Source organism: Rhizobium sp. YJ-22 (assembly GCF_029601685.1).
Lineage (GTDB): Bacteria > Pseudomonadota > Alphaproteobacteria > Rhizobiales > Rhizobiaceae > Metarhizobium.
On sequence record NZ_JARRIR010000001.1, the window covers coordinates 269328 to 294580 of the forward strand.

Genomic DNA, 25253 nt, shown 5'->3' on the forward strand with positions numbered 1-25253 from the left:
GCCGCTCGGGAAGACGCGGGAGCGGGTGCGATGTCCAAGGTGAGATATTTCGATGCGAGCGGCAGCCGGCACACGCAGGTGCCGATGCTGGAGACGTTTCACTCGGACTTCCTGCGCACCGGCCGCTTCAACCGCGACAAGGGGCGGCGCGGCAAGGAAGAGCGCCGCTATCTCAGCCACGACCAGGTCGCCGAGATCACCGGCCGCAAGCTGCTGGCCGTCGGCGAGCACGCGCATGAGCGGCTCGTCAGCTTCCACAAGTCGATCGACCTGCCGAAGATGCTCTATCACCGCATCATCGATGACCTGCCGCATCTCGGCTACTGTCATGTCACCGCCTCGAAGACCAGGTTCGCCGAATTCGACGAGCTGAAATGGTCGTTCTACATCGCCAATTTCTGCGCCGACATCGCAGAGGACGGCAAGTCGCTGTCGAACTTCAACCGACACCTGCCGCGCATGTATTTCGCCATCGCCATGCAGCCCGACAGCGAGCGCAAGCGGCTGGAGGTCAATCGCGAGGTGCGCGGCAACGGCTTGCTGTTTCGCACCCACGATCCGAGAATTGCACTGAAGAACGTGCTGATGCTCGGCGCCCGCAGCGCCCGGTTGCGCGAGATCATCCGGAAGCTTTAATATCGCCGCTGAAAGATCGTTGCCCCCTGCCCCGCCGCGCGCTAAAGCGTGTGGCGACCGCGCGGCGTCGCGCCGCGCCCCGCAGGGCACGCAAGCATGGCACGACTGATCGACATCGAGAACCGGCCGGACGAGGCCATCGCCGCCGCCGTCTCGGCGCTGGCGGACGGGTTTCCCATCGGCCTGCCGACCGAGACCGTCTACGGGCTTGCCGCCGACGCCACCAATCCTCAAGCGATCACCCGCATCTACGAGACCAAGGGCCGGCCGCGCTTCAATCCGCTGATCTGCCATGTGGCGACGCTCGAGATGGCCGAACGTCACGCCGCGTTCGATCCGCTGTCGCGGCGGCTGGCGGAGGCCTTCTGGCCCGGGCCGTTGACGCTTGTCCTGCCGCGCCGGCCTAAAAGCCCGATCCATGACCTCGCCAGCGCCGGGCTCGACACCATCGGGCTGCGCTGCCCGCGCGGCTTTGCCGGCGCCGTCATCGCCGCCTTCGGCCGGCCGCTCGCCGCCCCCAGCGCCAATACGTCCGGCAAGATCAGCCCGACCAGTGCGGCCCATGTCGCCGCCGATCTCGGGGAAAAGATCCCGCTGATCCTCGACGGCGGCCCGGCCGGCGTCGGCGTCGAATCGACCATCGTCAAGGTCGAGGGCGACCGGCTGCGGCTGTTGCGCCCCGGCGGCGTGGCGGCGGAGGAGATCGAGGCCGTCGCCGGCCGGCCGCTCATCCGGCCCGCCGCCTCCGGCGCGACCATCGAGGCGCCGGGCATGCTCGCCTCGCATTATGCGCCGGGCGCGGCCATGCGGCTCGATGCGGCCGCCGTCTCGCCGGGCGAGGCGCTGATCCGCTTCGCCGGTGCGGCCGTTGCCGGCGAGGCCGATGCTGTCGCCGTCTTCGATCTCAGCCCTTCCGGCGATCTGGCGGAAGCCGCCGCCAACCTGTTCGATTTCATGAAGAAGGCGGACGCGACGGGGGCAACCGCAATCGCTGTCACCGCGATCCCGCGAACGGGGCTTGGCGAAGCGATCAACGACCGCCTCGCCCGCGCCGCCGCCCCCCGTCCCTGACCCCCGGGAGTAGACCCATGTCCGACGCCTCCGCTCTTCTCGACCGTTTCGCCGCCATCGTCGGCGACCGCCATGCCGTGCGCGACCAGCAGGAGATCGCGCCGCATCTGGTGGAAAGCCGGGGGCTCTACCGGGGCGCGTCGCCGCTTCTTCTGAAACCGGGCAGCACCGAGGAGGTCTCGGCCATCCTGGCGCTGGCCAGCGAGACCGGCACGCCGATCGTGCCGCAGGGCGGCAATACCGGCCATGTCGGCGGGCAGACGCCGCGCGAGGGCGGCCACGATCTCATCCTGGCGCTGGAGCGGCTGAACCGTATCCGCGACGTCGATCCGGTCGCCAATATCCTCGTGGCCGAAGCCGGCTGCATTCTCGACGACGTCCACAGGGCGGCGGGGGATGTCGGACGGCTGTTTCCGCTGTCGCTCGCTTCGCAAGGGTCCTGCCGCATCGGCGGCAACCTCTCCACCAATGCCGGCGGCACCGCCGTGCTCGCCTATGGCAATATGCGCCAGCTCTGCCTCGGCCTCGAGGTCGTGCTGCCGACCGGCGAGATCTGGAACGGGCTGCGCCGCCTGAAGAAGGACAATACAGGCTACGACCTGCGCGACCTGTTCATCGGCGCCGAAGGCACGCTGGGCGTCATCACCGCCGCCGTGCTGAAGTTATTTCCGCAGCCGAAGGGGCATCAGGTCGCGTTTGCCGGCCTGAAATCGCCGGAGGCAGCGCTCGCCCTGTTCGACCGCGCCACGCAGCGCTGCGGCGCGGCGCTGACCGGTTTCGAGCTCATGGCGCGCATCGGCATCGATTTCACCACCCGCCATATTCCCGGCGTGCGCGACCCCCTGCCCGCCCCGCATGACTGGTATGTGCTGGTCGACATCTCCACGTCCGATTCCGCCGAGACCGCGCAGGCGATGATCGAGGCGCTGATGGCCGACGGGTACGAGGCCGGGCTGATCGAGGATGCGGTGATCGCCGGTTCCATCGCCCAGCAGCAGGCGCTCTGGCATATGCGCGAAAGCATGTCGGAGGCGCAGAAGCCGGAGGGCGGATCGATCAAGCACGATGTTTCCGTACCGGTCTCGCATATTCCCGCTTTCATGGAGGAGGCTGGCCAGGCCGTGCTCGCCGCCATGCCGGGCGCCCGCATCTGCGCCTTCGGGCATATGGGCGACGGCAACATCCACTACAATATTTCCCAGCCGGTCGGCGCCGACAAGCAGGCCTTCCTCGCCCGCTGGCGCGAGATCAATGCCATCGTCCACGCCATCGTGCTCGCCCATGGCGGCTCGATCTCGGCCGAGCACGGCATCGGCCAGTTGAAGCGCGACGAGCTGGCGGTCATCCGCGACGGGATCGAAATCGAGCTGATGCGCCGGGTCAAGCAGGCTTTCGACCCCGCCGGAATCATGAACCCCGGCAAGGTCTTGGCAGCGACTTAATAACCGCTGCGGAGCTGGGCAATCGCCATCAGCGTATCGCCGCTGATCGAAGCACCGGAATTGCTGAACAGGGCAAGCACCGGATTGTCCGTGCCGCCAGAATTCTTCAGGTCGTACATGACCGTGAAGCGCTGCAAGAGCTTGGCGAGCTTATCCGGATCGCTGAGCTCGCTGAGCGTCATATATTTCTCCACCAGCTTGGCCTGCTGGTCGATATCCATGTTGGCGATTTCGTCCGGCAGGCTGTAGGTGGTGCGGAAGACTTCCGCCAGCGCCGTATCGCCGAGGATGTCGTAGGCGGAGGTGATGTCTCCGGCCTTGCGCTCGAAATAGAGCGCCAGGCGCACGCCGGCATTTTCCTCGCCCTGCTGCACTTCCAGCGTCTGCTGCAGGTATTTGTGCTGGGTTTCCAGAAGCTGGCCGCGCTGCTGCACCGTGCCGGCCTCCAGACGCGTGACATTGCCCTTGGCGTCGAAATTGAAGGAGGCGGCGATCTCGGCGAAGCGGTCGTCCTTTTCCGTGTTGGCGAAGCTCTTGGGGTCGTTGAGATCGGAGGCGAAAATCTTCTTCAGGTAATCGTCGGTGACGGTCTTCGGGTCGATGCCCTTGGCAGTCAGAACCACGTTCATCAGCTTGCGATCGGCCAGCAATTCGCTGACGCTGTCGATCTTGCCGATATTGTCCTGGTAATACTGCGCCTCCGATTCCGCCGTCTTGCGCAACGCGTCCTTCTCGCTGGACGAGGCGAACTTCGTCTTGGCGATGATGTAGTCCTTGGCGATCTGGGTGATCGCCACCGTGCTCTGGACGGCGAGCGGCGTCGTCATGTTGCCCTTGGCATCGAAGTTGAAGGCCTTGGCAAGCTGGACATAACGATCGTCCTTCAGCGTATAGACATAACTCTTGGGATCGTTGAGGTCGCTCTTCAGCACGTTCTTGATCGTCAGCGTGCTGACCTTCGTCGGATCGAGCCCGACCGCCTTCAGGGCGAAATTATAGACCGTGGAGGTCGACATGAAGGTGTCGAGCGAGGTGACGTTGGTCAGGCCGGACTTGTACTGCTTGATCGCGGCCTCGTCGGCGGCATCGTCCTTGTCGTTATAGGCGGCCATGTAGTAGTTGGTCGTCTGCTTCGTCTGGTCGGCCGTCTGCGCCGAAACGCCGGTGTCGAGCGTGCCGTCCTGTTTGAAGTTGAAGGCGTTCATCAGCGCCAGATAGGCGTCCTTCTTCGATCCCGCCATGTTGACGTAGCTGCTGGCATTGTCCGGATCGCGGTCGCTGGTCAGGATGTTCTCGATGGTCGAGGGCACGATGGCGTTGATGCCATAGGCGGCATTGAGGAAATCGAAGATGCGCCGATCGAAGGGATCGCCGAACAGCTCGTCGACGGTCCGTGCGCTCGCCACCTTCTGCTCGAAATACTGCTTGTTGAGCAGGGCGGCCGAAGGCGTCACGCGCGGATTGGCCAGCACGTAGAGCTCGTTCATCGCGCTTTTCTTGTCGGCGGTCTGCGCCGTCGAACCGCTTGGCACGGTGCCGTCGGCGGAAAAATCAAAGGCGGCGGCGAGGTCGAAGTAGTTGTTGATGGCGGCGATCGAGTTGTTGTAGCTGGTGATCTGCGATGTCCGGCCGCTGACGATGAGCTGCTGCTCGGAAATCTTGGCGTTCAGATCCGCGACGTCGGCCCCGTCCTGCTGCAATTGCGTCTGGTAATCGGCAATCTTGGTGGTGGCGTCGGAAATTTCGCTATTGGCCTGGGTGATGCGGCTGTTCAGATCGAGCAGCCGCGGCCCCCAGGTGGTGTTGACATAGCTGTTGGGATCGTCGGGATCGCTGCTCATCAGGTTGCGCACCGTCTCGCGCGACCAGCTGTTTTCGTCGATGCCGAAGACGGTGAAGACGTAGCCGCGCAACCGGTCGTTGTTCAGGACGTCGTCGACCGATTTCACGCTGTCGATGGCGATGTTGTAGTAGCGCGTCTCCTCGGCCAGCGCATCCGACTGGTTCTGGATGGTGGTGTTGTAGAGATCGACCATCTCGTCGGTCTGCACCGTCGTCTGGGCGATCGCCTTGTCTCCGCTGGAAAAGGAGAAGGCGGCGGCGAAATCGCGGTAGCGCGAATCGGTCAGGCTGTTGGCGAAACTGGAGGAATCGGTGAGATCGCTCTGCAGCACCTTCTTCATGAAGGCCTTGGCGTAAATCATGTCCTCAAGGCCGTAGGCGGTCATCGCATATTGATACAGCCGGTCGTTCTTCATGAACTCGTCCAGCGATTTCACCTTGCCGATATTGTCCTTGTAATAGGCGGCATCGCGGGCCACCTGCGTCTGATCCGCGACACGGGTGAGCGACTGTTTCAAATTGCGCACCACCAGATTGTAGCTGAGATAGGTCGAGACCATGGGACACCTTTCGAGCCGAAGCCATTTGGATCCGGTTGTAGAAAGCCTGGCTTGCATGGGGCTTTACGGGGCTTTCGCGTCCCTTGATGCGCAAGGGCCGCAAGCGGCCCGCGCATCAGGACGGAACAGTTTTCAGACTTTGCAAACCCTGACAGGTTCGTATTCGCTAACCATCTGACATCGCAAAGCTTTCTTAACCGCGATTTTTAAGCCGCAGGTCAAGGAGCGGCGGCTATCTTGCCCCCATCAGAGGACGAAAAGTCCCGCGGGATGCCGAACACGACGGCTCTCAAGGTATAAACAAGGGTAAGAAACGATGACGAACACGGTGATGAAGCCCGCATGGGCAGGAACGACGCTCAGGGTCGATCCGACGCGCTTTCCGCAGCAGGTGAGCCTTTCCGCCCGGACCGACAGCGGCGGCGTCACGATCACGCTCGACGAACGCGGCGCCGTGATGCGCAAGGTTCTCTCCGGCAGCGGCCTGCCGCTGTCGATCGCGCTGCCGGCCCGCGCCTTCAAGGGCGTCGCCGCCCGCGCCATAGACCATGGCAACGGCCAGGTGACGGTGACGCTGGAACTGCATCACGACGATCCGGATCTGTGCATTCCGCTGCTCGTCGCCCACGATCTCTGCGATATCGCCGCCGACTGGCGCAGCTGGTCGCAATTCTACAAGATCCCGATGCTGATGGTCGAAGCCGACGGCGTCGCCCGGCCGCTGGAAGATCATCTCGGCGACGTGCGCACCGATGCGGCAAAGCCGCGCCGCCGCCATTCGCATTTCGCCGCGCGCCGCCCGCGTTTCCTCGTGCGCCGCCGCACCGGCAAGCTCGGCGTCGCCATGCGCATCGAGGGACGCGAGATCATCGCCCGCAGCTGACGCGTTTCCCCAACCGGCGAAGCGAACGAAAGCACGCTTCGCGCGTTATGAATGTACAGACCTCCGCGATCCACCGCGAAGACGCCGTCCCCTCCCATCCCTGCGGAGGGGACGGCGTTTGTATTTATCCGGCGAAGGGAATGGCGAGCGTCAGCCCGAGAAACAGGATAGCCCCGACCCGGTTGTTCGACTTGAACAGGGCAAGGCAATCGGCGGGATCGTCGATGTCGAGCACGGCGATCTGCCAGACGAGCAGGATCGCGGCGGCGAGCCAGCCGAGATAGGCCGGAAACGCCGCGCCGCCGGCGATGAAGGCGATCAACAGCAGAAGCAGCGTCAGCCCATAGAGCAGGATCAGCCACCAGCGCGTCGCATCGCCGAACAGGCGGGCGGTGGAGCGCACGCCGATCAGCGCATCGTCCTCCTTGTCCTGATGGGCATAGATCGTGTCGTAACCGATCGTCCAGGCGATCGCCGCGATGTAGAGAGCGATCGCCGCAAAGGATATTGATCCGAAGACCGCCGACCAGCCGACCAGCGCGCCCCAGGAAAAGGCAAGTCCCAGAAAGAATTGCGGCCAGTCGGTGAAGCGTTTGGCGAAGGGATAGATCGCGACGATACCGAGCGACAGAATACCGAGAAAAATGGTGAAGCCGTTGAACTGCAACAGCACGATCAACCCGACAAGCGCTTGCAGCAACAGGAAAATCTTCGCCTGCAGCCGGCTGACGCGACCGGAGGGCAGCGGGCGAGAGCGGGTGCGCGCCACCTGCATGTCGATATCGTGGTCGACGATATCGTTATAGGTGCAGCCCGCACCGCGCATGGCGACCGCGCCGAGGAAGAACAGGAAGAGGTGGAAGACGAAGCGGCCGAAGGAAAATGCGCCTTGCGCCATCGCCGCATTGCCGGCCAGCGCCGCCGACCAGAAGCAGGGCCACATCAGCAGTTGCCAGCCGATCGGCCGGTCCCAGCGGGCGAGCTGCGCATAGGGCCACAGCCAGCGCGGCAGCAGCCGGTAGACGAAATTTCCCGAGGGGGCGTCGGCGACGCGGCCGGGCGAAACGATATCGGACAGCATGGGCGATTCCTGCGGCGTTCTTCGTTCAAACGCTCTACAGCATCGCCGTCAGGTTCGAAATCCCTTTTCGCCCTGGTCGCCAGCCTTCAGTCGAGGGTGAAGCCGAACTTGTAGGTGGCGGAGAGGCCGATCAGGAGCTGGTCGCGCGCGCCGCGTTCGCGCACCAGGCTGCTATCGGCGGAGGGGCCGGTCAGACGGCGATATTCGGTAAAGGCGCTGGTGGTGATCGCGTCCGTCGCCTGCCAGGTGAGCGCCGCACCTGCGCCGAGCGAATGCACGCCGCTCCCCGGCTCGTATTGGCTGAGGCCGGATTTGGCCGATTCGGCGGCATCGACGCCGTAATAGGCATCGAAGAACTTGGCGCTGGCGAGGGTGGCGCGCGGGCCGCCGGAGAGGCGCAGGGTCGGCGTGATATCAGTGAAGGCATCGACGGCGAGATCGGCAACGACGCCCTGATGGCTGCGGATACCGTGGCGGACCTCGGCGCGCGCCCGCAGCCATTCGGTCGGATAGACCTCGACGAAACCGCCGGCCTCCAGCCCCCAGCGCACTTCGGACAGGCCGGCCAGCTCGGCATCGGTGCCCTCGTCGCGCTTGGTCACCAGCTTGCCGACGATGCCGGCGCGCACCGCGCCATTGTCGAACAGCGAGACGGACGGATTGTCGTTGCGCGAGGAAAACCGCACGGCCGGCCCGACCTTGCCGACCGAGAACATCGGCGCGAATTGCAGCTTGCGGCTGTTGGCACCCTCGAAGCGCGGCGCGGAGAAAGCAGCGCCACCCACCGACACGTACCAGTCCCCGGACCACCAGGGCCGGCCATCACCGGCACAGGCGGACGACGCCGACGAAAGCAGCACCGCCGCGGCAGCGGCGGAGGCGAAGAACCTGAGCATGAGGGCACCCCTTTGACGCAAGACAGAACCAGCCGGCGCCTCGGCCGGTGGATTTTCACGCAACCTAAACCGCGCGGCTTACCAGCCTGTTAACCAAGGGGCGTGGGGCGCACTGCGCGCATCGGTATAGGGCTCAGAACGCCACCCTCTCCAGCGGCGGCCGGGTCGCCTCGAATTGCTTGAGCACGGCCTCCCGCTCCTGGATGTAGTTACGGTTGTCGGGCGTGGCGAATTGCTGACGGGCGATCTGCATCTGAAAGACGAACAGCTCGTCCCAACGGAAGGCGATTTCGGAACCTGCGAGATAGAATTCCCACATGCGGAAGAAGCGCTCGTCATAGAGCGCCACCGCCTCCGCCTTGCGGGCGACGAAGCGCTCGCGCCAGGCGCGCAGCGTCTGGGCATAGTGCAGCGGCAGGATCTCGACGTCGCGCACCAGAAGCCCCGCCTTTTCCACCGAGGGCACGACCTCGCCGACGGACGGGATATAGCCGCCAGGGAAAATATACTTCTCGATGAAGGGATTGGTCATGTAGCTCGGCTTGGGACGGCCGATGGAATGCAGCACCATGACGCCATCCCGCGACAGCAATTCCGCCGCCTTGCGGAAGAAGCGATCGTAATGCGTGCGGCCGACATGCTCGAACATGCCGACCGAGACGATGCGGTCGTAGGTCTGGGATTTCAGGTAGCGGTAATCCTGCAGCTCGAACCGCACGCGGTTCGACAGGCCGCGCCTGGCGGCGCGGTCGCGCGAGACCTTGAGCTGCTCTTCGCTGAGCGTGATGCCGGTGACGTCGGCGCCGACGGCTTCCGACAGATACATCGCCATGCCGCCCCAGCCGGAGCCGATTTCAAGAATGGACTGGTCGGGCTCCAGCAGCAGCTTGGCGGCGATATGCCGCTTCTTGGCGAGCTGCGCCTCGTCCAGGCCGATGCCAGGCGGATTGAAATACGCGCAGGAATACTGCCAGTCCTCGTCGAGGAACAGGTCGAACAGTTTTGCGCTCAGGTCGTAATGATGGGCGACGTTGTAGCGGTTGCGGTTGATCGGGTTGCGGGCGGCGATCTGCGACACCACCGTGCGGCCGATCAGCCGCGCCGCCATAAGGGGAGAAAACACCTCGTTAATGGTGTTGCCCTTCACCAGTTCGAGGAAATCATAGATGCTGCCCTGCTCCATGACGAAGCGGCCGTCCATGAAAAGCTCGCCAAGCTTCAGCGTCGGGTCGGCGGCCAGTTCCGCCTCGGCCGCCGCGTCCGCCAGCCGGATACGCACTGCCGTCCCCCCGTCATCGCCATAGACGACCGTTTCGCCCGAGGCATAAACGATCGTCAGGTTTCCCTTGCGGACGATGCGACCGATCAGACCACGCAAATCCAATGACATGCAAAACCCCCAAACCTTGACCGGCATCGAAAAGGCGCCGGCAGGCCGGCGTCGATGCGCAAACCTAACGAGCCGCGACCTCTCAAGGGCTTGAGGCTCCGCAATCATGAAAAGCGGATCGGCAGTCGTTTCGGGAGGCTTGCATGGACTGACGGGAATGGAAGGCACGGCCATATTCCGGCCGCTTCCCACGCATTCAGGCACAGACTGCAAGCCTCTCGCTCTTCGGTTGGGGATCGTCCCGAAGCAGGCAACCGGTCGGTCTGGCAGGCCTGGCCAGTTGTCGGCTCCGGCCAATCCTGCAATCATACAAGAACTGACGGAACCAGACTTTTCACACTGAAAAAATCTATGCCGACCTTAGCAAATGACAAGTCGATTCCGGCGATTCCGAATGCTCTTGTCGGGACTGTTGCAGAATAACAACAGTCCCGACGCTTTACGGTAAACAAGCGCTATTTGCGCTGCATTGCCGCGGCCAGTGCAGCGCCGAGACTCCCTTGCGTTTCCGGCTTCTTGCCGGCCTGCGGCGGCTTTCCACCGGGCTTGAGGCCGCCGGGCTTGGGACCGCCGCCGGACTTGGCATCGCGGGACGGCGAGGACGGCATGGCGCCATCATCCTTGCGCATCGACAGGCCGATGCGCTTGCGCTTGGCATCGACCTCGACCACCCGCACCTTGACGATATCGCCGGCCTTGACCACCTCATGCGGATCCTTGACGAAGCGGTCGGCGAGCTGGGAGACATGCACCAGCCCGTCCTGATGCACGCCGATATCGACGAAGGCGCCGAAGGCGGCGACATTGGTGACCGTGCCCTCCAGCACCATGCCGGGCACGAGGTCGGAAATTTCGTTCACACCTTCCGCAAAGGTCGCGGTCTTGAAACTCGGGCGCGGGTCGCGACCGGGTTTTTCCAGCTCGGCGATGATATCGCGCACAGTCGGCAGACCAAAAGTCTCGTCCACGAACTGGCGGGGGTCGAGACCCTTCAGCACCTGGCTGTCGCCCATCAGGCTGCGCAGGTCGCGACCGCAGGCGGCGACGATCTTCTTGGCGACGCCATAGGCTTCCGGGTGGACGGAGGACGCATCCAGCGGTTCCTTGCCACCCGGAATGCGCAGGAAGCCGGCGCATTGCTCGAAGGTGCGGTTGCCGAGGCGCGGCACCTTCAAGAGATCCTTGCGGCTGGCAAACGGGCCGGTCTGGTCGCGATGGGCGACGATGGATTCGGCAATCGACGGCCCGAGACCGGAAACGCGGGCCAGCAGCGGCGGCGAGGCCGTGTTGAGATCGACGCCGACGGCATTCACCGCATCTTCGACCACCGCATCCAGCGAGCGGCTGAGGCGCTGCTGATCGACATCGTGCTGATACTGGCCGACGCCGATGGATTTCGGGTCGATCTTGACCAGCTCCGCCAGCGGATCCTGCAGGCGGCGCGCAATCGAGACGGCGCCGCGCAGCGACACGTCGATGTTGGGGAATTCCCTGGCCGCCGTTTCGGAAGCCGAATAGATCGAAGCGCCGGCTTCCGAAACGATGACCTTGGTCGGCTTCGGCGCCGGCAGGGCGGCGAGCATGTCGGCCACCAGCTTTTCCGTCTCGCGGCTGCCGGTGCCGTTGCCGATGGCGATCAACTCGACCTTGTGCTTGCGGATCAGCGATGCCAGCTCGGCCTGCGTGCCGCGCACGTCGTTCTTCGGCGGGAAGGGATAGACGGTGGTGGTTTCCAAGAGCTTGCCGGTGCCGTCGACGATCGCCACCTTGACGCCGGTGCGGATGCCGGGATCGAGGCCCATGGTGGCGCGAGAGCCGGCGGGCGCGGCGAGCAGCAAATCCTTCAGGTTGCGGGCGAAGACGTGGATCGCCTCCTCCTCCGCCCGTTCGCGCAATTCGCGCATCAGGTCGAGGGAGAGCGACACCGAGAGTTTTACCCGCCAAGTCCAGCCTGCGACGTCGGCCAGCCAGCGGTCGGCAGCACCCTTTTGGCCGATCTCGTAAGCCGCCGCAATCGTCCGCTCGACGGGTTTGACCGCCGAGGTATCCTCGGCATCGACATCGATGGTCAACGCCAGCACTTCCTCGTTCCAGCCGCGCAGCATGGCGAGCGCGCGGTGGCCGGGAACGGTCGCCCAGCGTTCGGCATGGTCGAAATAATCGGCGAATTTTTCACCCGAGGCCTGCTTGCCGTCGATCACCTTGGCGCGCAGGAAGGCGCGGTCCTTCATATAGTTGCGCAGGCGGCCGAGCAGGTCGGCATTTTCGGTCATGCCTTCGGCGATAATGTCGCGGGCGCCTTCCAGCGCCGTCTTCACATCCGCCACATCGGCCGACAGATAGGTTTCGGCCAGTTTCGCCGGCTCGGCAACGCGGTTTGCGAGGATGGCCTCGGCCAGCGGGGCAAGTCCGCGCTCGCGGGCGATTTCGGCGCGGGTGCGGCGCTTCGGCTTGTAGGGCAGATAGAGATCTTCCAGCTCCGCCTTGGTGACGGCGGCGTCGATCTTGCCGCGCAGTTCCTCGGTCATCTTGCCCTGGCCGTCGATACTGTCGAGGATCGCCTTGCGCCGCGCGCCGAGTTCGCGCAGGTAGACCAGGCGCTCCGACAGCGTGCGCAACTGGGTGTCGTCCAGCCCGCCGGTCACTTCCTTGCGGTAGCGGGCGATGAAGGGCACGGTCGCGCCTTCGTCGAGCAGGCCGATGGCGGCCGTCACCTGCCCCGCGCGGGCGTTGATTTCCGAGGCGATGATCGCGGCGAGAGCGGCGGTGTCTGCGGCCATGGTTCACTTCCTGTCGACGATTGCGATTCGGCCGAAGATAGCGATGCAAGCCGGCCAAACAACGGTTTCCTTGGTCGCGCCCACAGGAAAGCGCGCCGCCCTCCCCGCCTTCGGCCCTTGACCTTTGTCCCTTGCGCCCTTAACCCGCCAGAAGTCGGAAAGGAAGGGACAAGCGATGAAGGTTCTGCTGATCGGATCGGGTGGACGCGAACATGCGCTGGCATGGAAACTGAAGCAATCGCCGCTTCTGACCGAACTCTTCGCCGCGCCGGGTAATCCGGGCATCGGCGAATGCGCCACCCTGCTCTCGCTCAATACCGACGATCATGCCGCCGTCCTGAGCTTCTGCCGCGAGGCGGACATCGACCTCGTCGTCGTCGGGCCGGAAGCGCCGCTGGTCGCCGGACTTGCCGATGCGTTGCGTGCCGGCGGCATCGCCACTTTCGGACCTTCGGCGGCGGCTGCCCAGTTGGAAGGCTCCAAGGGTTTTACCAAGGATCTCTGCGCCCGCTACGACATACCGACCGGCGCCTATGAGCGTTTCAATAATGCTCCGAAGGCCAAGGCCTATATCCGCCAGCAGGGCGCGCCGATCGTCGTCAAGGCGGATGGGCTTGCCGCCGGCAAGGGCGTGACGGTGGCCATGACCGTCGAAGAGGCGCTGGCCGCCGTCGATGACTGCTTCGAGGGCGCATTCGGCGCTGCGGGCGCGGAAGTCGTGGTCGAGGCGTTCCTCGATGGCGAGGAAGCCAGCTTCTTCTGCCTCTCCGACGGCAAGACGGCTTTGGCGCTCGCCACCGCTCAGGATCACAAGCGCGTCGGCGACGGCGATACCGGTCCGAATACCGGCGGCATGGGCGCCTATTCTCCCGCCCCGGTGATGACGCCCGACATGGTCGAGCGGACGATGAAGGAGATCATCGAGCCGACCATTCGCGGCATGGCCGAAAGCGGCTACCCCTTCACCGGCGTGCTCTTCGCCGGGCTGATGATCACCGCCAGGGGACCGGAACTGATCGAATACAATGTCCGCTTCGGCGATCCGGAATGCCAGGTGCTGATGATGCGGCTGCAAAGCGACCTGTTGCCGCTGCTCAACGCCGCCGCCACCGGCACGCTGGACCGGGTCTCCGCCGAATGGAGCGACGACGCGGCGCTGACCGTGGTGCTGGCCTCCAAGGGGTATCCCGGCGCCTACGACAAGAACACGCCGATCCGCGCCCTGCCCGATCCGCAGAACGGAGCAAAGGTGTTCCATGCCGGCACAGCCTTGAAGGACGGGCAACTCGTCGCGACCGGCGGCCGTGTGCTCAACGTCACCGCCCGCGGCGCGAGCGTCGGCGAGGCGCAGGCGCGCGCCTATGCGCTGGTCGATGCGGTGGAGTGGGACAACGGTTTCTGCCGCCGCGACATCGGCTGGCGGGCGGTCGAACGCGAGCGTGGCTGAAAAACCGACGCTTCGTTCAATTTTTACCGAAGATCCTGACCGGATCGAAAGGAAGCGAGCATAGTCTCCCGTTCAAAGATCGACGGGAGTTCGTTCCATGCGCTTTCACTTCACCCTCGCCACCGCCCTGATCCTTGCCGGGCCGGCGCTCGCCTCGTCCATTGAGACGGTCGGCGCGACGACGAAGGCCGGCAGCATCGTCGTCAAATCCTGCGCCGATTGCCCGGCCCCCAAGCCCGTCGTGCATCGCGACAGCTATATCGTGCCAGCGCTGCGCACGGGCACGCAGACGATCGAACTGAAGGACATCAACGGCGAGAAGAAAGTGGTGCGCACCGAGGCCTGGATGGGCGGCTCGCCGGTCGTCTATATCAGCAACCCGCCGAAGCAGGACGAGACCGCCCAGCCGGCGACAACAGCCCCGGCAACCAAACCCGCCACGGCCGTTCCCGTCGCCGACTCCATGATCAGCACGCAGACACAGGCCATCGAAGCCGCCGCCATCGGCACGACCGCCGCGCCGCCGCGCGACGGCATCGACAAGTCGGCCACCACGGCGGCGCTGGACACCGATCCGGCCGCTGCCGCACCGGTCGAAACGGCCGCAGCCGTCAAACCGCTAGACGCGTCAAAATTTGAACTTCGTTTGCAGCCATAATCGCCCCGTTCCCTGCCCCACCAGCCGATCCACCGGCCCAAGGGCCCCAGCGCCTCCGATCTCATCCATCGGAGGCGCTTTGCGTTTCGGGTGTGAACGCCCTCTTTCGGCTTTGCAGTATGAAGCACATCGCTGCCGCAAATCCCTTCTCCCTCGGGATGCTCCGTTTCACATCACCGGTCGCATCTGCGAAAATCAGCGAACTTTGCCTGGCGCCGGTTACTCTGCTTCCAGCGCCATGATCCGCGCCGCCAATGCCTCGATCTCACTATGGGCGTAGACCGCGATCCCCTCGCGTCGCAGCAGCGCGGCAACCACGCCGTTGCCGGCATGGCGGGTGCCGGAAAACGTGCCGTCATAGATGAAGCCGGAGCCGCAGGACGGACTGCCGTCGATCAGCAGCGCGAAGCGGCAATTTTCGGCGTGCGCGAGGGCAAGCGCATTTTGCGCGCCGGCGAGGAAGGGTTCGGTGACGTCGCCGCCGGTGATTTCGAGGATGCGGGCGTGGCCGTCCAGCACCGCCTCGCCATCGGCGCCGGCCTCGATTTCGGCGGGCGGGCGTGGCACGGGCAGGCCGGCGGACATTTCCGGGCACAGGGTGACCAGCCGCCTCTCGGCCCGCCAGCGGTCCATGATCGGATGGGAGAGCGGCTTGGCGGCGCCGTCATAGCGCACCGCCTGCCCCATCAGGCAGGCGCTGACCAGGATTTTTTCCGGCCCGCGCCCGCGCAATGTCAGCCGGCGATCTTGGAAAAATCGGCGACGGTGCCGGTCGCCTCGCGGATTGCCTTCAACAGTGCCAGACGATTGGCGCGGATGGCGGCGTCCTCGTCATTGACCAGAACATCCTCGAAGAAGGTGTCGACCGGGCCGCGGAGCGTAGACAGCGCCTGCATGGCGGAGCGGAAATCTTCCGTCGCGACCGCTTCGGCGGCGGCCTTGGTGGCTTGCGTGATCGCGGCAAACAGCGCCTTTTCGGCGTCGAGCTTCAGCAGCGCCTCCGAGACGCCATCGGCGACGACGGTGCCCTTCTTTTCTTCGGCCGCAAGAAGCTGTGTGGCGCGCTTGGTGCCGGCCAGCAGGTTCTTGCCGTCCTCGGAGGTGATGAAGGCGGTCAGCGCCTCGGCGCGGCGGGCGACCATCAACAGATCGTCGGCGTCCGGCGTCAGCACGGCATCGATGATGTCGTGGCGCGCGCCCTGATCGCGCAGGTAGACTTTTAAGCGGTCGTGGAAGAAGGACAGGAGGTCGCGTTCACAATCCAGTCCATCACCAACAACCCCATGTATTTCTACTATCAATCCAAGAAATCCGGCTTTTTCTCTTGCCTGAGTCGCACGGATAGATTCTTGGATATTCTCTTTTTGGCTCTTCAATAGATCGAACAGCGGCAAACGGACTTTACGCTCCAATGCAATGCGGACGATACTAAGCGCCGCGCGACGCAGCGCGTAAGGATCCTTCGAGCCCGTTGGCTTTTCACCTATAGTCCAGAAGCCGCTCAGAGTATCGAGCTTGTCAGCCAAGGCGACCGTGATCGCCACCTTGTCGTCCGGCACGCGATCCGAAGGGCCTTGCGGCTTGTAGTGGTCTTCGATGGCAATGGCGACCGATGCTGGCTCGCCCTGTAGGCCGGCATATTTGCGGCCCATGACGCCCTGAAGCTCGGGGAATTCGCCGACGGCCTCAGTGCGCAGGTCGGCCTTGGCCAACACCACGGCGCGCTCCACCAGCGAGGCATCGGCGCCGACGATGGGCGCCAGCTTTTCCGCCAGAGCGCGGATGCGGGCGACGCGTTCGCCTTGGGTGCCGAGCTTGGCATGGAAGGTGACGTTCAGCGCATCGAGCTTGGCCATGCGCTGGTCGAGCGGTTTTTTGAGATCCAGGCCGAATTTTTCGGCCGATGGCTTCAGCGTGTCGAGATCGGGCAGGTCGCCCTGGTCGCGGGTCCAGAAATGCTTGGCGTCCGACAGGCGGGCGCGCACGACCTTGCCGTTGCCGTGGACGATTTCCTTGCCGCCGTCCTTGGCCTCGATGTTCGAGACGAGGATGAAATGGTTGGAAAGGTCTTCGCTGCCCTGGCGGCGGGTGACGAAACATTTCTGGTTGGTCTTGATGGTCAGGCGGATGATTTCGCCGGGGATGGCGAGGTAATCCTCCTCGAACGTGCCCATCAGCACCTGCGGATATTCCACAAGGCCGGAGACTTCCTCCAGCAGGCCCTCGTCCTCGACCAGATCGAGGCCGTTGGCAAAGGTCAGGTTGGCGGCGTCCTGGGCGATGATCTGCTTGCGGCGCTCGGCATCCAGCACCACCTTCGCCTTTTCGAGGCTGGCGGCGTAATCGTCGAAGCGGCGCACGGTGATCGCCTGCGGCGCATGGAAGCGATGGCCATAGGTGACGTTGGACGCGACGATGCCGTCGATCTCGAAGGGGATGACCACGGTTTCGTCATGCTCCGAGCCGAACGTGCAGACGATGGATTGCAGGGGGCGCACCCAGCGCAGCGAACCGGGTTCGGCCGAGGCCGCGCCCCAGCGCATCGGCTTGCCCCAGGGGAAGTTGCGGATGATGCCGGGCATCACCTCGGCGACGATCTCTTCCGCCGCCCGGCCGGGTCTGACGACGACCGCAACGTAGAAATCACCCTTCTTCGGATCGCTCTGCACCTGCGCTTCGCTGACCGAGGCAAGCCCGGCCGAGCGCAGAAAGCCTTCGATGGCCTTTTCGTTGGCATCGGTGCGCGGGCCTTTCTTTTCCTCGCGCACATCGGCGGAGCGGGCGGTCAGGCCGCGAATGTCCAGCGTCAGGCGGCGCGGCGTCCAGTATTCGCGGGCGCCCTCGTAAGTCAGGCCTGCTTCCACCAGCGCATCGGTGACCAGCTTTTTCAGATCGCCCGCCGCCTTGCGCTGCATGCGGGCGGGAATTTCCTCGGAGCGGAGTTCGATGAGAAGATCGGGCATCGGGTCAGACTTTTCGGTTCGCAAACGGAGAGCCGCCGACTTAGCAAGCCGGCGCGCACTTGTCATCCGCTAAGGCTTCAAAAACTGGCGGGCAGTTACCAGCCTCCGCCCCCCCCGCCGCCGCCGCCGCCACCGGAGGAGCCGCCGGAAAAGCCTGACGAGGAGGACGACTGCGGCGCCGGCAGCGTCGAGCGGATCGTGCTCGCCATCGACGAGGAAAAGCCGCCTATGCGCTCGCCGATATTGCCATGACTGCCGGCATACCAGACAGGGCTGTAGGCGACGGCACCCGCGGCCGCCGTCTTCAGCCAGGTCTCGAAGGCCTCCGACCACGGCTTTTCGACGCCGAGGGCAACGGCATAAGGCAGCAGCGTCTCGAAATGCTGCGGCGACATGGCGGGGGCGCCGGCCATGTTCATGCGGTCCTTCTCGGCCAGCGTCAGGTATTGGCGCAACCCGTCGATACCGTCCATCATCCGCCGTCCCAGCGGTGTCGGCGCACCCATGATGAAGAAATAGAGGATGTTGAGCAGCGCGATGCCGCCGACGCCATAGACCGGCAGGTATTCATGCGGATCGCCAAGCTCGACATAGGCGCCGGCGGCGATCGCCAGCAGGATGCCGGCGCCGAAGAACATCAGCACGGCGGCGACGATGATCAGAAATATGCGGGCGACCAGCGAATTCATCTTGCGCGTCCCCGAAATCAGCGACAGCGAAATCCAGCCGATGACGACGGCGACGACCACGCCGCCGACCAGCATCGCCATCGCCGTATCCGACAGGCCGCCGAGGAAGACCACGCCGGCGATGGCGGCGAGGCTCAGCGCCGCGCCGAGGACGATATAGCCGATATTGGCCCTATAATACTCGCCGCGATGCTCCTTCTCGATGGCGGCGCGAAACGTCTCGCCGACCGTCTTGATGCGCGCGCCATTGGCCTTGTCGATCTTCAGCGTCGCACCGGGGGAAGGCACCGTATCGAGCAGGCGCTTTTCGCCGGTTTCCAGCTTTTCGGTCACCGGCTTTTCGGTGCGGCGGATGGAGACCGAGCCGGTCAGATCCTCCAGCACCACATAGCCGCGCACGGCGAGATTGATGGCGGTGGCGGAAAAGGCCGTCCAGCCGCCGCCGGAAAATCCCTTGTTGTCGATATAGTTGACCAGCGCGGGCGAAATCCCGTCCGGCGCATCCCAGCGCGGCACCATCACGCCGGCGCTCGGATCGCGCCCGACCTTCACCCAGGACCAGAGGTAATAGAAGAAGACGGCGGCGAAGCCGCCGAGCCCGAAGACATAGGCCATGCTGTCACGCAGCGCCCAGGCGGCGTTCTGCGCCGCGCTCGGCGGGTCGATCACGCCCTTCGGCAGGCTGAGGGCGAAGGTCAGGCCCTCGCCGGCCCCGAGCGGCCGGGTGGTCGAGACATCGACATGGTTGCCGGAGGCCTTCGCCGTGGCATCCTTGCCGGTGGCGCCGAGGGGACCGGTGAAATAGATCGTGTCCAGCACCTTCGCACCCTCCGGCAGCGTCACGCTGGCGGAAACGGCATTGATCGGGAACAGCCAGCCATTGCCGGTGACGTTCCAGTAAAGCTCGTCGTGATCGGCGAAATAGCGGATCTGGCGGCCGGTAGTATAGGTCAGGCGATAGCGATGCATGCCCGGCGGCAGGATCACGTCCTTGTTACCGATATAGATGCGGATGCCGCCGGAAATGCTTTCGGTATGATAGTCTTCCTTGTTGCCGTCGCGCTCGACCGAGCGCAGGTCGAAATCCACCGTCTGCTTGCGGCCCTTCGCATCGACCATGGTCAGCGGAAAATCGCGGAAAATGCCGCGCTTGATGTCGCGGCCCTCGCCATTGGCGTCGATGGTTTCGGTGACCGTCATCGTGCCATCGCGCGAAAGCACGATCTGCTGGTCGAAGGCGGCGATATACTCCTCGGCCCTGGCGCCGGCCGCGACAAGGCAGAGCGCGCAAAATCCGAGGATGGCGGCGAAGAAGCGGGTCATGACGACAACTCCCCCGGCGCGGGTTCAGAATTTCACCGTCGGCACGGCGCGGTCGGCCTCGTTGGTGATTTCGAAGAAGGCCGCCTTGTTGAAACCGAAGGGACCGGCGATCAGGTTCGAGGGAAAACTCTCGACCTTGACGTTCAGGTCGCGGGCGGCGCCGTTGTAATAGCGGCGCGACATCTGCAACTCGCCTTCGACGCCTTCCAGCGAGCGTTGCAGCTCGGCGAAATTCTGGTTGGCCTTGAGGTCGGGATAGGCTTCGGCGACCGCCAGCAGCCGGCCGATGGCCTGCGACAGCGCGCCCTCCACCGCCGCGCGGCCGGCGACATCGCCCGGCGGCACGGATTGCGCCCGGGTGCGCAGTTCCGTCACTTCGCGCAGCGTGTCCTTTTCATGGGAGGCATAGCCCTTGACCGTCTCGACCAGATTGGGAATGAGGTCGGCGCGGCGCTTGAGCTGCACGTCGATGCCCGACCAGGCCTCCTGGGCCATCTGCCGGGCCTTGACCAGACCGTTATAGATCAAAATGACGTAGATCGCGATGACCGCGACGACAATCAGAACATAGATCACCGTTTCGTCCCCGTTTTGCTTTCGGGCGCGCCGCACCGGCGCTTGCCGTCCCCTAGTGTTACCTAAGGTTTTGGCGAAACGGAATGGTCTTTTACGGGGAATGAGTCCCGCGACTTGCGCGGGAAGAGGGGCGATTGCCGATCAGGCGGCCTTGACCCAGTTGGCGCCGCCGGCGTCGGTCAGCAGGAAGGCTTCGCCGCAGGCTTTCGCCAGCGTGCGCACGCGCAGGATATAGGCCTGGCGCTCGGTCACCGAGATGACGCCGCGCGCATCGAGCAGGTTGAAGACGTGGGACGCCTTGATGCACTGGTCGTAGGCCGGCAGCACGCATTTGTGCAGGGCGTTGGTATCGCCGGGCGCTCCGGCGGCGAGCAGCGCCTGGCATTCCTTTTCCGCATCGATGAAATGGCGATGCAGCATCTCGGTATTGGCATATTCGAAGTTATGGCGGGAATATTCCTGCTCGGCCTGCAGGAAGACATCGCCATAGGTGATCTTCTCGTCGCCCTCGCGGCCGTTGAAGTTGAGGTCGTAGACGTTGTCGACGCCCTGCACATACATGGCGAGGCGTTCGAGGCCGTAGGTCAGCTCACCCGAGACCGGCGCGCATTCGATGCCGCAGACCTGCTGGAAATAGGTGAACTGCGAGACTTCCATTCCGTCGCACCAGCACTCCCAGCCGAGACCCCAGGCGCCGAGCGTCGGGCTTTCCCAGTCGTCCTCGACGAAGCGGATATCGTGCAGCAGCGGATCGAGGCCGATGGCCTCCAGCGAGCCGAGATAGAGCTCCTGCAGGTTGGACGGGTTCGGCTTCAGGATGACCTGATACTGGTAATAATGCTGCAGCCGGTTCGGGTTCTCGCCGTAGCGACCGTCCGAGGGGCGGCGCGATGGCTGCACATAGGCGGCCTTCCACGGCTTGGGGCCGAGCGCGCGCAACGTGGTCGCCGGATGGAAGGTGCCGGCGCCGACCTCCATGTCGTAGGGCTGCAGCACGGCGCAACCCTTGTCCGCCCAGTAGTTATGCAGCGTCAGGATCAGACCCTGGAACGAGCGGGTCGGGTGCATATGGTCGGGCAGGAGCGAAGGCGTCATCGGCGATATCACTGTTGTAGCTGTCTTGGAATTACGCGGACAGGTGCCATGCCACGGCCCACGGGTCAAGGCTTTTGGGGCCGGGCGGCGGGCGCGGAGGCAGTTCCTTAACGATGTTGCTTAGACGGGTATTAAGGCGCGGATGCTATGCGACGGTATGCACCGGCGGCGCCCGGCCCGACATCAGAGGAAAACATGAGCGGAACAGGACAGATCGCCCGGCTGTTGCGCGACAGGGGTGGAAATTTCGGCATCATCACCGCGCTTCTGGCGCTGCCGCTGTGCGGCGTCGTCGGGCTGGCCATCGATTTCAGCCGGGCGCTGGACCAGCGCGAACACATGCTGGCGGCGGCCGATGCCGCAGCACTCGGCGCCATCGCCGAAAAATCCAGCGGCATCGCCGCCGCGCGCCAGATGATGACCGACGGGCAGATCGCTGCCGCCATCGACGACGCGCGCAAGCTGTTCACCGCCCAGCTCGCCGCGCGCGGCCTCGCCGACCCGGTGGAGAAAGAATTCGAAAGTGGCGCGCTGAAACTCGACGTCGACGTCACCCGCAATGCCAATACCGTGTCATCCAACGTCAGTTTCGAAGCGCGCGTGCCGACCACCTTCCTCGGCGTCATCGGCAAGTCCTACATCCCGATTTCCGGCACGGCGAAGGCGCTCTATCAGCTCGGCTCCTATATCGATTTCTTCATGCTGCTCGACAACACGCCTTCGATGGGCGTCGGCGCGACGCCGGCCGACATCGCCACGATGGAAGCCAATACCGGCGACAAATGCGCGTTCGCCTGCCACGAGACCGGAAATCCCAACAATTACTATAATCTTGCCAAGAAGCTGGGCGTTTCCATGCGCATCGACACCGTGCGCAAGGCGACGCAGGAACTGACGCAGACGGCGAAATCCGTCATGCGTTTTCCCGAGCAGTACCGCATGGGCGTCTATACTTTCGGCGCCATGGCCGAGGACGCCAAGCTGACGGCGATCTCCGCGCCCAACGCCAATCTCGACACCGTGCGCAAGTTTACCGACGCCGTCGACCTGATGACCATTCCCAAGCAGGGCTACAACAACGACCAGCAGACCAGCTTCGACAGCGCCCTGACGCAGATGAACGCGATCATCGACACCCCCGGCCTCGGTACCGGGCCCAGCGACCGGCAGAAGGTGCTGTTCTTCGTCGCCGACGGCGTCGGCGACAGCTACAAGCCGAAGGGCTGCACCAAGACGCTGACCGGAAACCGCTGCCAGGAGCCGATCGACACTTCCTTCTGCAAACCCTTGAAGGATCGCGGCATCTCCATCGCGGTGCTCTACACCACCTATCTGCCGCTGCCGAAGAACAGCTGGTACAACAGCTGGATCAAGCCGTTCCAGAGCGAGATTTCCACCAAGATGCAAGCCTGCGCCTCGCCCGGCCTGTTCTTCGAGGTGAGCCCGACACAGGGCATTTCCGATGCGATGCAGGCGCTTTTCATGAAGATCATCAACCGGCCCCGGCTGGCAAGCTGAGGCCGGCCGGCTTACTCGCCGTCGCGGCGCACGCGATATTCGCCGGTCGCGGGATCCTTGACCAGCGTGCCCATGGCCCCGGTTTCGCGTTCGCGCTCCTGCTGGCGCGTGCGGGTCGTCAGTCTCTCGGCATCGCGGATGAAGCGGCGATAGAACAGCCATCCGCAGACCGCGAGAAGAATGATGAGAATCAGTTGTGGCATGCCCCTCCCCTTTTTTGTTGACGCAATTCCGGACGCAAAACCGCTTCACACCTTTGCTGGAATTGCTTTTCGTTGACCCAATTCCGGACGCATAACCGCTTCGCACTTTTGCTGGAATCGCTTTGCCCGCTTGGCTTATAACCCATACCGGGCCCATAATGCCTTTTCTTCCAGCACCGACGCCAGGCCGCCCGCGGCCGCACCGGCAATGTCGACCGCCGCTGAGGAGCCGCCGACGCCGGGAATGCGCCGGCCGAGCAGGCCGCGCGTCGCCGTCACCAGCTCCAGTTTGACCGTCTCGCCGTAACGCTTGCGCAATTCGCCGCGCATGTCGCCGAGGCCGTCGATCAGGCCGAGTTCGAGGCCGCGCGTGCCGGTCCAGAACAGGCCGGAAAACACCTCCGGGTCGCCGGACAGGCGATGGCCGCGCCTGGCCTTGACCATGTCGATGAAAGTGGCGTGGATATCGAGCTGCAGCGATTTCAGGTGCTCGATATCGCCGGGCTTTTCCGGCTGGAAGGGATCAAGGATCGCCTTGTTCTCGCCCGCCGTATAGATGCGGCGCTCGACGCCGATCTTGCGCAGCAACTCCGGAAAACCGAAGCCGCCGGAAACGACGCCGATGGAGCCGACGATCGAGGACGGATCGGCGACGATCTCGTCGCCGGCGAGCGCGATCATATAGCCGCCCGACGCCGCGACATCCTCGACGAAGACATGGACACGCTTGCCCTTTTCCTCTGCCAACGCCCGGATGCGGCTATAGATCAGCCGCGACTGGACCGGCGAGCCGCCGGGCGAATTGACGGCGATGGCGACGGCCGGCGTGTCCTTCATCGAAAACGCCTTGTCGAGCGAGGCGGAGATGGAAGCGAGGTTAAGCGCCGGGCGCAGCGGCGAGCCATCGGCCATGATCGCGCCCTGCAGGCGCACGACCGGGATCACCAATTCTCGCTTGCGAAGCCGTTTGGGGACCAGCCGTTTCAGAAAACCCGCCATTCTCTCGTTCCGTTTCCGTAAATACTGCCGGTTATGTGTGCATCGCCACGGCAAACACAAGGACGTATTCCCTGCTTTACGCGATTCCGGACGCAAAACCGCTTTTCAACGCTTTCGGGCATAAGCGGCGCGGCCGTTGTTGAGATCGTCGACATAGGCCGAGAAGCGATGCGTGCCTTCGTCGTGCATGGTAAGGGCTGCGCGCAGCGACAGGCGCGCGCGCGACCCCTTGATCGCGGTGACGAGGATACGCACGGCGTTTTCGCCTGCGCGCGGATAAAGCGGCGTGATCTCCAGCCCGCCGAAGCGCCGGCCGCAGGCATCGATGATTTCGGCGATCGATTCCGGCCTTGAGATCAAAGACACTTGCCCGCCGGGCCTCATGATCGCGCCTGCGGTGCGCAGCCAGCTTTCGAACAGGCCCTCGGTCATCGCATGCGCCTCGGCCTTGAGCGCATCCGGCGTGCGCCGGTCGGACCCGTCGTTGAAAGGCGGGTTGAGGATGACATGGTCGAAGACGTCGTCCTCCAGCCCCATGGCGCGGCGGGCATTGCCGGTCGCGGTCACATCCGCCTGGAAAAGCGTCAGGCGCGGGGCGATGCGGGCATTCAGCGGATGGTCGATGCTGCGGCGTGCATAGTCGGCCATCTCCTGCGAGCGCTCGAACAGCGTCACCTCAGCCCGGTCGAGGCGCGAGGCGACGGCCATGCCGGCCGCACCCGCCCCCGCGCCGAGATCGGCGACCCGGACCGGTCTTTCGTCGTCGACGAGCGACGCCAGCAGCATGGCATCCATGCCGGAGCGATGGCCGCGCCCCTTCGGCTGCACCACATGGAAGCGGCCGTAATGGAAGGCGTCGACCGTCTCAGGCGTCGCCATCGCGCAGCGCCCCGCCGAGCCCGGCATCGATCAGGATGCGCTTGGCCTCCTCCGCCCGCTCCGCCTCGACCAGGAAGCGGCGCGGCAACATGCCGAGCGACCCTTCGAGGATGCTCATGCCCTGGTCGGCGACAAGGCAATGAATGCCGGCATCGCGCATCAGGCTTTCGGCAAAGGACAGGAGCACGGCATCGTTGGTGCGGATGAGTTCGAGCATTCGTGGGGCCTTCCTTTCGTCAATTTCCGTCGATTTCAAGGGAACGTGGCAAATCGCCTCTTGCCGCACTCTCCCGCCCTTTCTATTGTCCCCCGACGTATTTGA

At 64.3% G+C, this 25253-nt stretch carries 21 protein-coding genes; 7 read left to right on the plus strand and 14 right to left on the minus strand.

The features are described from left to right. Positions 1–30 precede the first annotated feature (30 nt). The 3 genes from P7F60_RS01310 to P7F60_RS01320 all read left to right on the plus strand — a co-directional run bounded on the left by P7F60_RS01310 (position 31) and on the right by P7F60_RS01320 (position 3149). The gene (locus P7F60_RS01310; protein WP_277915894.1) at positions 31–636 is read left to right on the plus strand and encodes a DUF6656 family protein; all 606 of its coding nucleotides are present in this window, start codon (positions 31–33) and stop codon (positions 634–636) included. A 96-nt stretch (positions 637–732) separates the two neighbouring features. Beyond that, the gene (locus P7F60_RS01315) at positions 733–1707 is read left to right on the plus strand and encodes an L-threonylcarbamoyladenylate synthase (RefSeq protein WP_277915895.1); all 975 of its coding nucleotides are present in this window, start codon (positions 733–735) and stop codon (positions 1705–1707) included. 17 nt (positions 1708–1724) lie between these two features. Next, on the plus strand, positions 1725–3149 hold the full coding sequence (locus P7F60_RS01320) for an FAD-binding oxidoreductase (RefSeq protein WP_277915896.1): 1425 nt from the start codon (positions 1725–1727) through the stop codon (positions 3147–3149). Here P7F60_RS01320 and P7F60_RS01325 read toward each other — a convergent pair. After that, positions 3146–5551, minus strand: coding sequence for a DUF1217 domain-containing protein (locus P7F60_RS01325; protein ID WP_277915897.1), 2406 nt, complete (start codon positions 5549–5551; stop codon positions 3146–3148). The two genes, P7F60_RS01320 and P7F60_RS01325, sit on opposite strands and share 4 nt — an antisense overlap. A gap of 316 nt (positions 5552–5867) precedes the next feature. Between P7F60_RS01325 and P7F60_RS01330 the strand changes: the two genes are divergently transcribed. Continuing rightward, the gene (locus P7F60_RS01330) at positions 5868–6434 is read left to right on the plus strand and encodes a DUF6101 family protein (protein ID WP_277915898.1); all 567 of its coding nucleotides are present in this window, start codon (positions 5868–5870) and stop codon (positions 6432–6434) included. A gap of 124 nt (positions 6435–6558) precedes the next feature. Here P7F60_RS01330 and ubiA read toward each other — a convergent pair whose 3' ends face one another. From ubiA to P7F60_RS01350, 4 genes are all read right to left on the minus strand, one after another. After that, positions 6559–7515, minus strand: a complete 957-nt coding sequence (gene ubiA / locus P7F60_RS01335; RefSeq protein ID WP_277915899.1) for a 4-hydroxybenzoate octaprenyltransferase — start codon at positions 7513–7515, stop codon at positions 6559–6561. Between the two features lie 86 nt (positions 7516–7601). Continuing rightward, positions 7602–8411: a MipA/OmpV family protein gene (locus tag P7F60_RS01340; RefSeq protein ID WP_277915900.1), complete on the minus strand. Its 810-nt coding sequence runs from the start codon at positions 8409–8411 to the stop codon at positions 7602–7604. Between the two features lie 133 nt (positions 8412–8544). After that, on the minus strand, positions 8545–9801 hold the full coding sequence (locus P7F60_RS01345; RefSeq protein ID WP_277915901.1) for a cyclopropane-fatty-acyl-phospholipid synthase family protein: 1257 nt from the start codon (positions 9799–9801) through the stop codon (positions 8545–8547). Between the two features lie 455 nt (positions 9802–10256). Continuing rightward, on the minus strand, positions 10257–12581 hold the full coding sequence (locus P7F60_RS01350) for a Tex family protein (RefSeq protein ID WP_277915902.1): 2325 nt from the start codon (positions 12579–12581) through the stop codon (positions 10257–10259). Positions 12582–12756: 175 nt separating this feature from the next. Between P7F60_RS01350 and purD the strand changes: the two genes are divergently transcribed. Together purD and P7F60_RS01360 are read left to right on the plus strand one after the other, a co-directional pair. Beyond that, entirely contained in the window at positions 12757–14028 is a 1272-nt protein-coding gene (purD, locus tag P7F60_RS01355) for a phosphoribosylamine--glycine ligase (RefSeq protein WP_277915903.1), read from the plus strand. Between the two features lie 97 nt (positions 14029–14125). After that, complete coding sequence (locus tag P7F60_RS01360; RefSeq protein WP_277915904.1) at positions 14126–14686, plus strand: plant virulence effector HPE1-like domain-containing protein; 561 nt, start codon at positions 14126–14128, stop codon at positions 14684–14686. 219 nt (positions 14687–14905) lie between these two features. On the opposite strand, the gene P7F60_RS01365 is transcribed toward P7F60_RS01360, so the two are convergent. From P7F60_RS01365 to P7F60_RS01385, 5 genes are all read right to left on the minus strand, one after another. Next, positions 14906–15418: a DUF523 domain-containing protein gene (locus P7F60_RS01365; RefSeq protein WP_277915905.1), complete on the minus strand. Its 513-nt coding sequence runs from the start codon at positions 15416–15418 to the stop codon at positions 14906–14908. Between the two features lie 2 nt (positions 15419–15420). Further along, positions 15421–17649 (minus strand): glycine--tRNA ligase subunit beta, encoded by a 2229-nt coding sequence (gene glyS, locus P7F60_RS01370; protein WP_277915906.1) that lies wholly within the window; start codon positions 17647–17649, stop codon positions 15421–15423. A 95-nt stretch (positions 17650–17744) separates the two neighbouring features. After that, positions 17745–19661 carry a DUF2207 domain-containing protein gene (locus P7F60_RS01375; protein ID WP_277915907.1) on the minus strand — a complete coding sequence of 639 codons (1917 nt, stop codon included), beginning with the start codon at positions 19659–19661 and terminating at the stop codon, positions 17745–17747. Positions 19662–19685: 24 nt separating this feature from the next. After that, positions 19686–20237 carry a LemA family protein gene (locus P7F60_RS01380; RefSeq protein WP_277915908.1) on the minus strand — a complete coding sequence of 184 codons (552 nt, stop codon included), beginning with the start codon at positions 20235–20237 and terminating at the stop codon, positions 19686–19688. A 141-nt stretch (positions 20238–20378) separates the two neighbouring features. Further along, the gene (locus P7F60_RS01385) at positions 20379–21332 is read right to left on the minus strand and encodes a glycine--tRNA ligase subunit alpha (RefSeq protein WP_277915909.1); all 954 of its coding nucleotides are present in this window, start codon (positions 21330–21332) and stop codon (positions 20379–20381) included. A 195-nt stretch (positions 21333–21527) separates the two neighbouring features. Between P7F60_RS01385 and P7F60_RS01390 the strand changes: the two genes are divergently transcribed. Next, positions 21528–22850: a TadE/TadG family type IV pilus assembly protein gene (locus P7F60_RS01390; RefSeq protein WP_277915910.1), complete on the plus strand. Its 1323-nt coding sequence runs from the start codon at positions 21528–21530 to the stop codon at positions 22848–22850. An 11-nt stretch (positions 22851–22861) separates the two neighbouring features. Here the strand turns inward: P7F60_RS01390 and P7F60_RS01395 are convergent, their stop codons facing one another. The 4 genes from P7F60_RS01395 to P7F60_RS01410 form a co-directional block, all read right to left on the minus strand. Continuing rightward, positions 22862–23053 carry a hypothetical protein gene (locus tag P7F60_RS01395; RefSeq protein ID WP_277915911.1) on the minus strand — a complete coding sequence of 64 codons (192 nt, stop codon included), beginning with the start codon at positions 23051–23053 and terminating at the stop codon, positions 22862–22864. 135 nt (positions 23054–23188) lie between these two features. Then, positions 23189–24052 carry a S49 family peptidase gene (locus tag P7F60_RS01400; protein ID WP_277915912.1) on the minus strand — a complete coding sequence of 288 codons (864 nt, stop codon included), beginning with the start codon at positions 24050–24052 and terminating at the stop codon, positions 23189–23191. A 105-nt stretch (positions 24053–24157) separates the two neighbouring features. Then, positions 24158–24931 carry a methyltransferase gene (locus P7F60_RS01405; RefSeq protein WP_277915913.1) on the minus strand — a complete coding sequence of 258 codons (774 nt, stop codon included), beginning with the start codon at positions 24929–24931 and terminating at the stop codon, positions 24158–24160. Next, complete coding sequence (locus tag P7F60_RS01410; protein ID WP_277915914.1) at positions 24918–25148, minus strand: DUF2007 domain-containing protein; 231 nt, start codon at positions 25146–25148, stop codon at positions 24918–24920. The genes P7F60_RS01405 and P7F60_RS01410 overlap by 14 nt, the downstream gene beginning before the upstream one ends. Positions 25149–25253 lie beyond the last annotated feature (105 nt).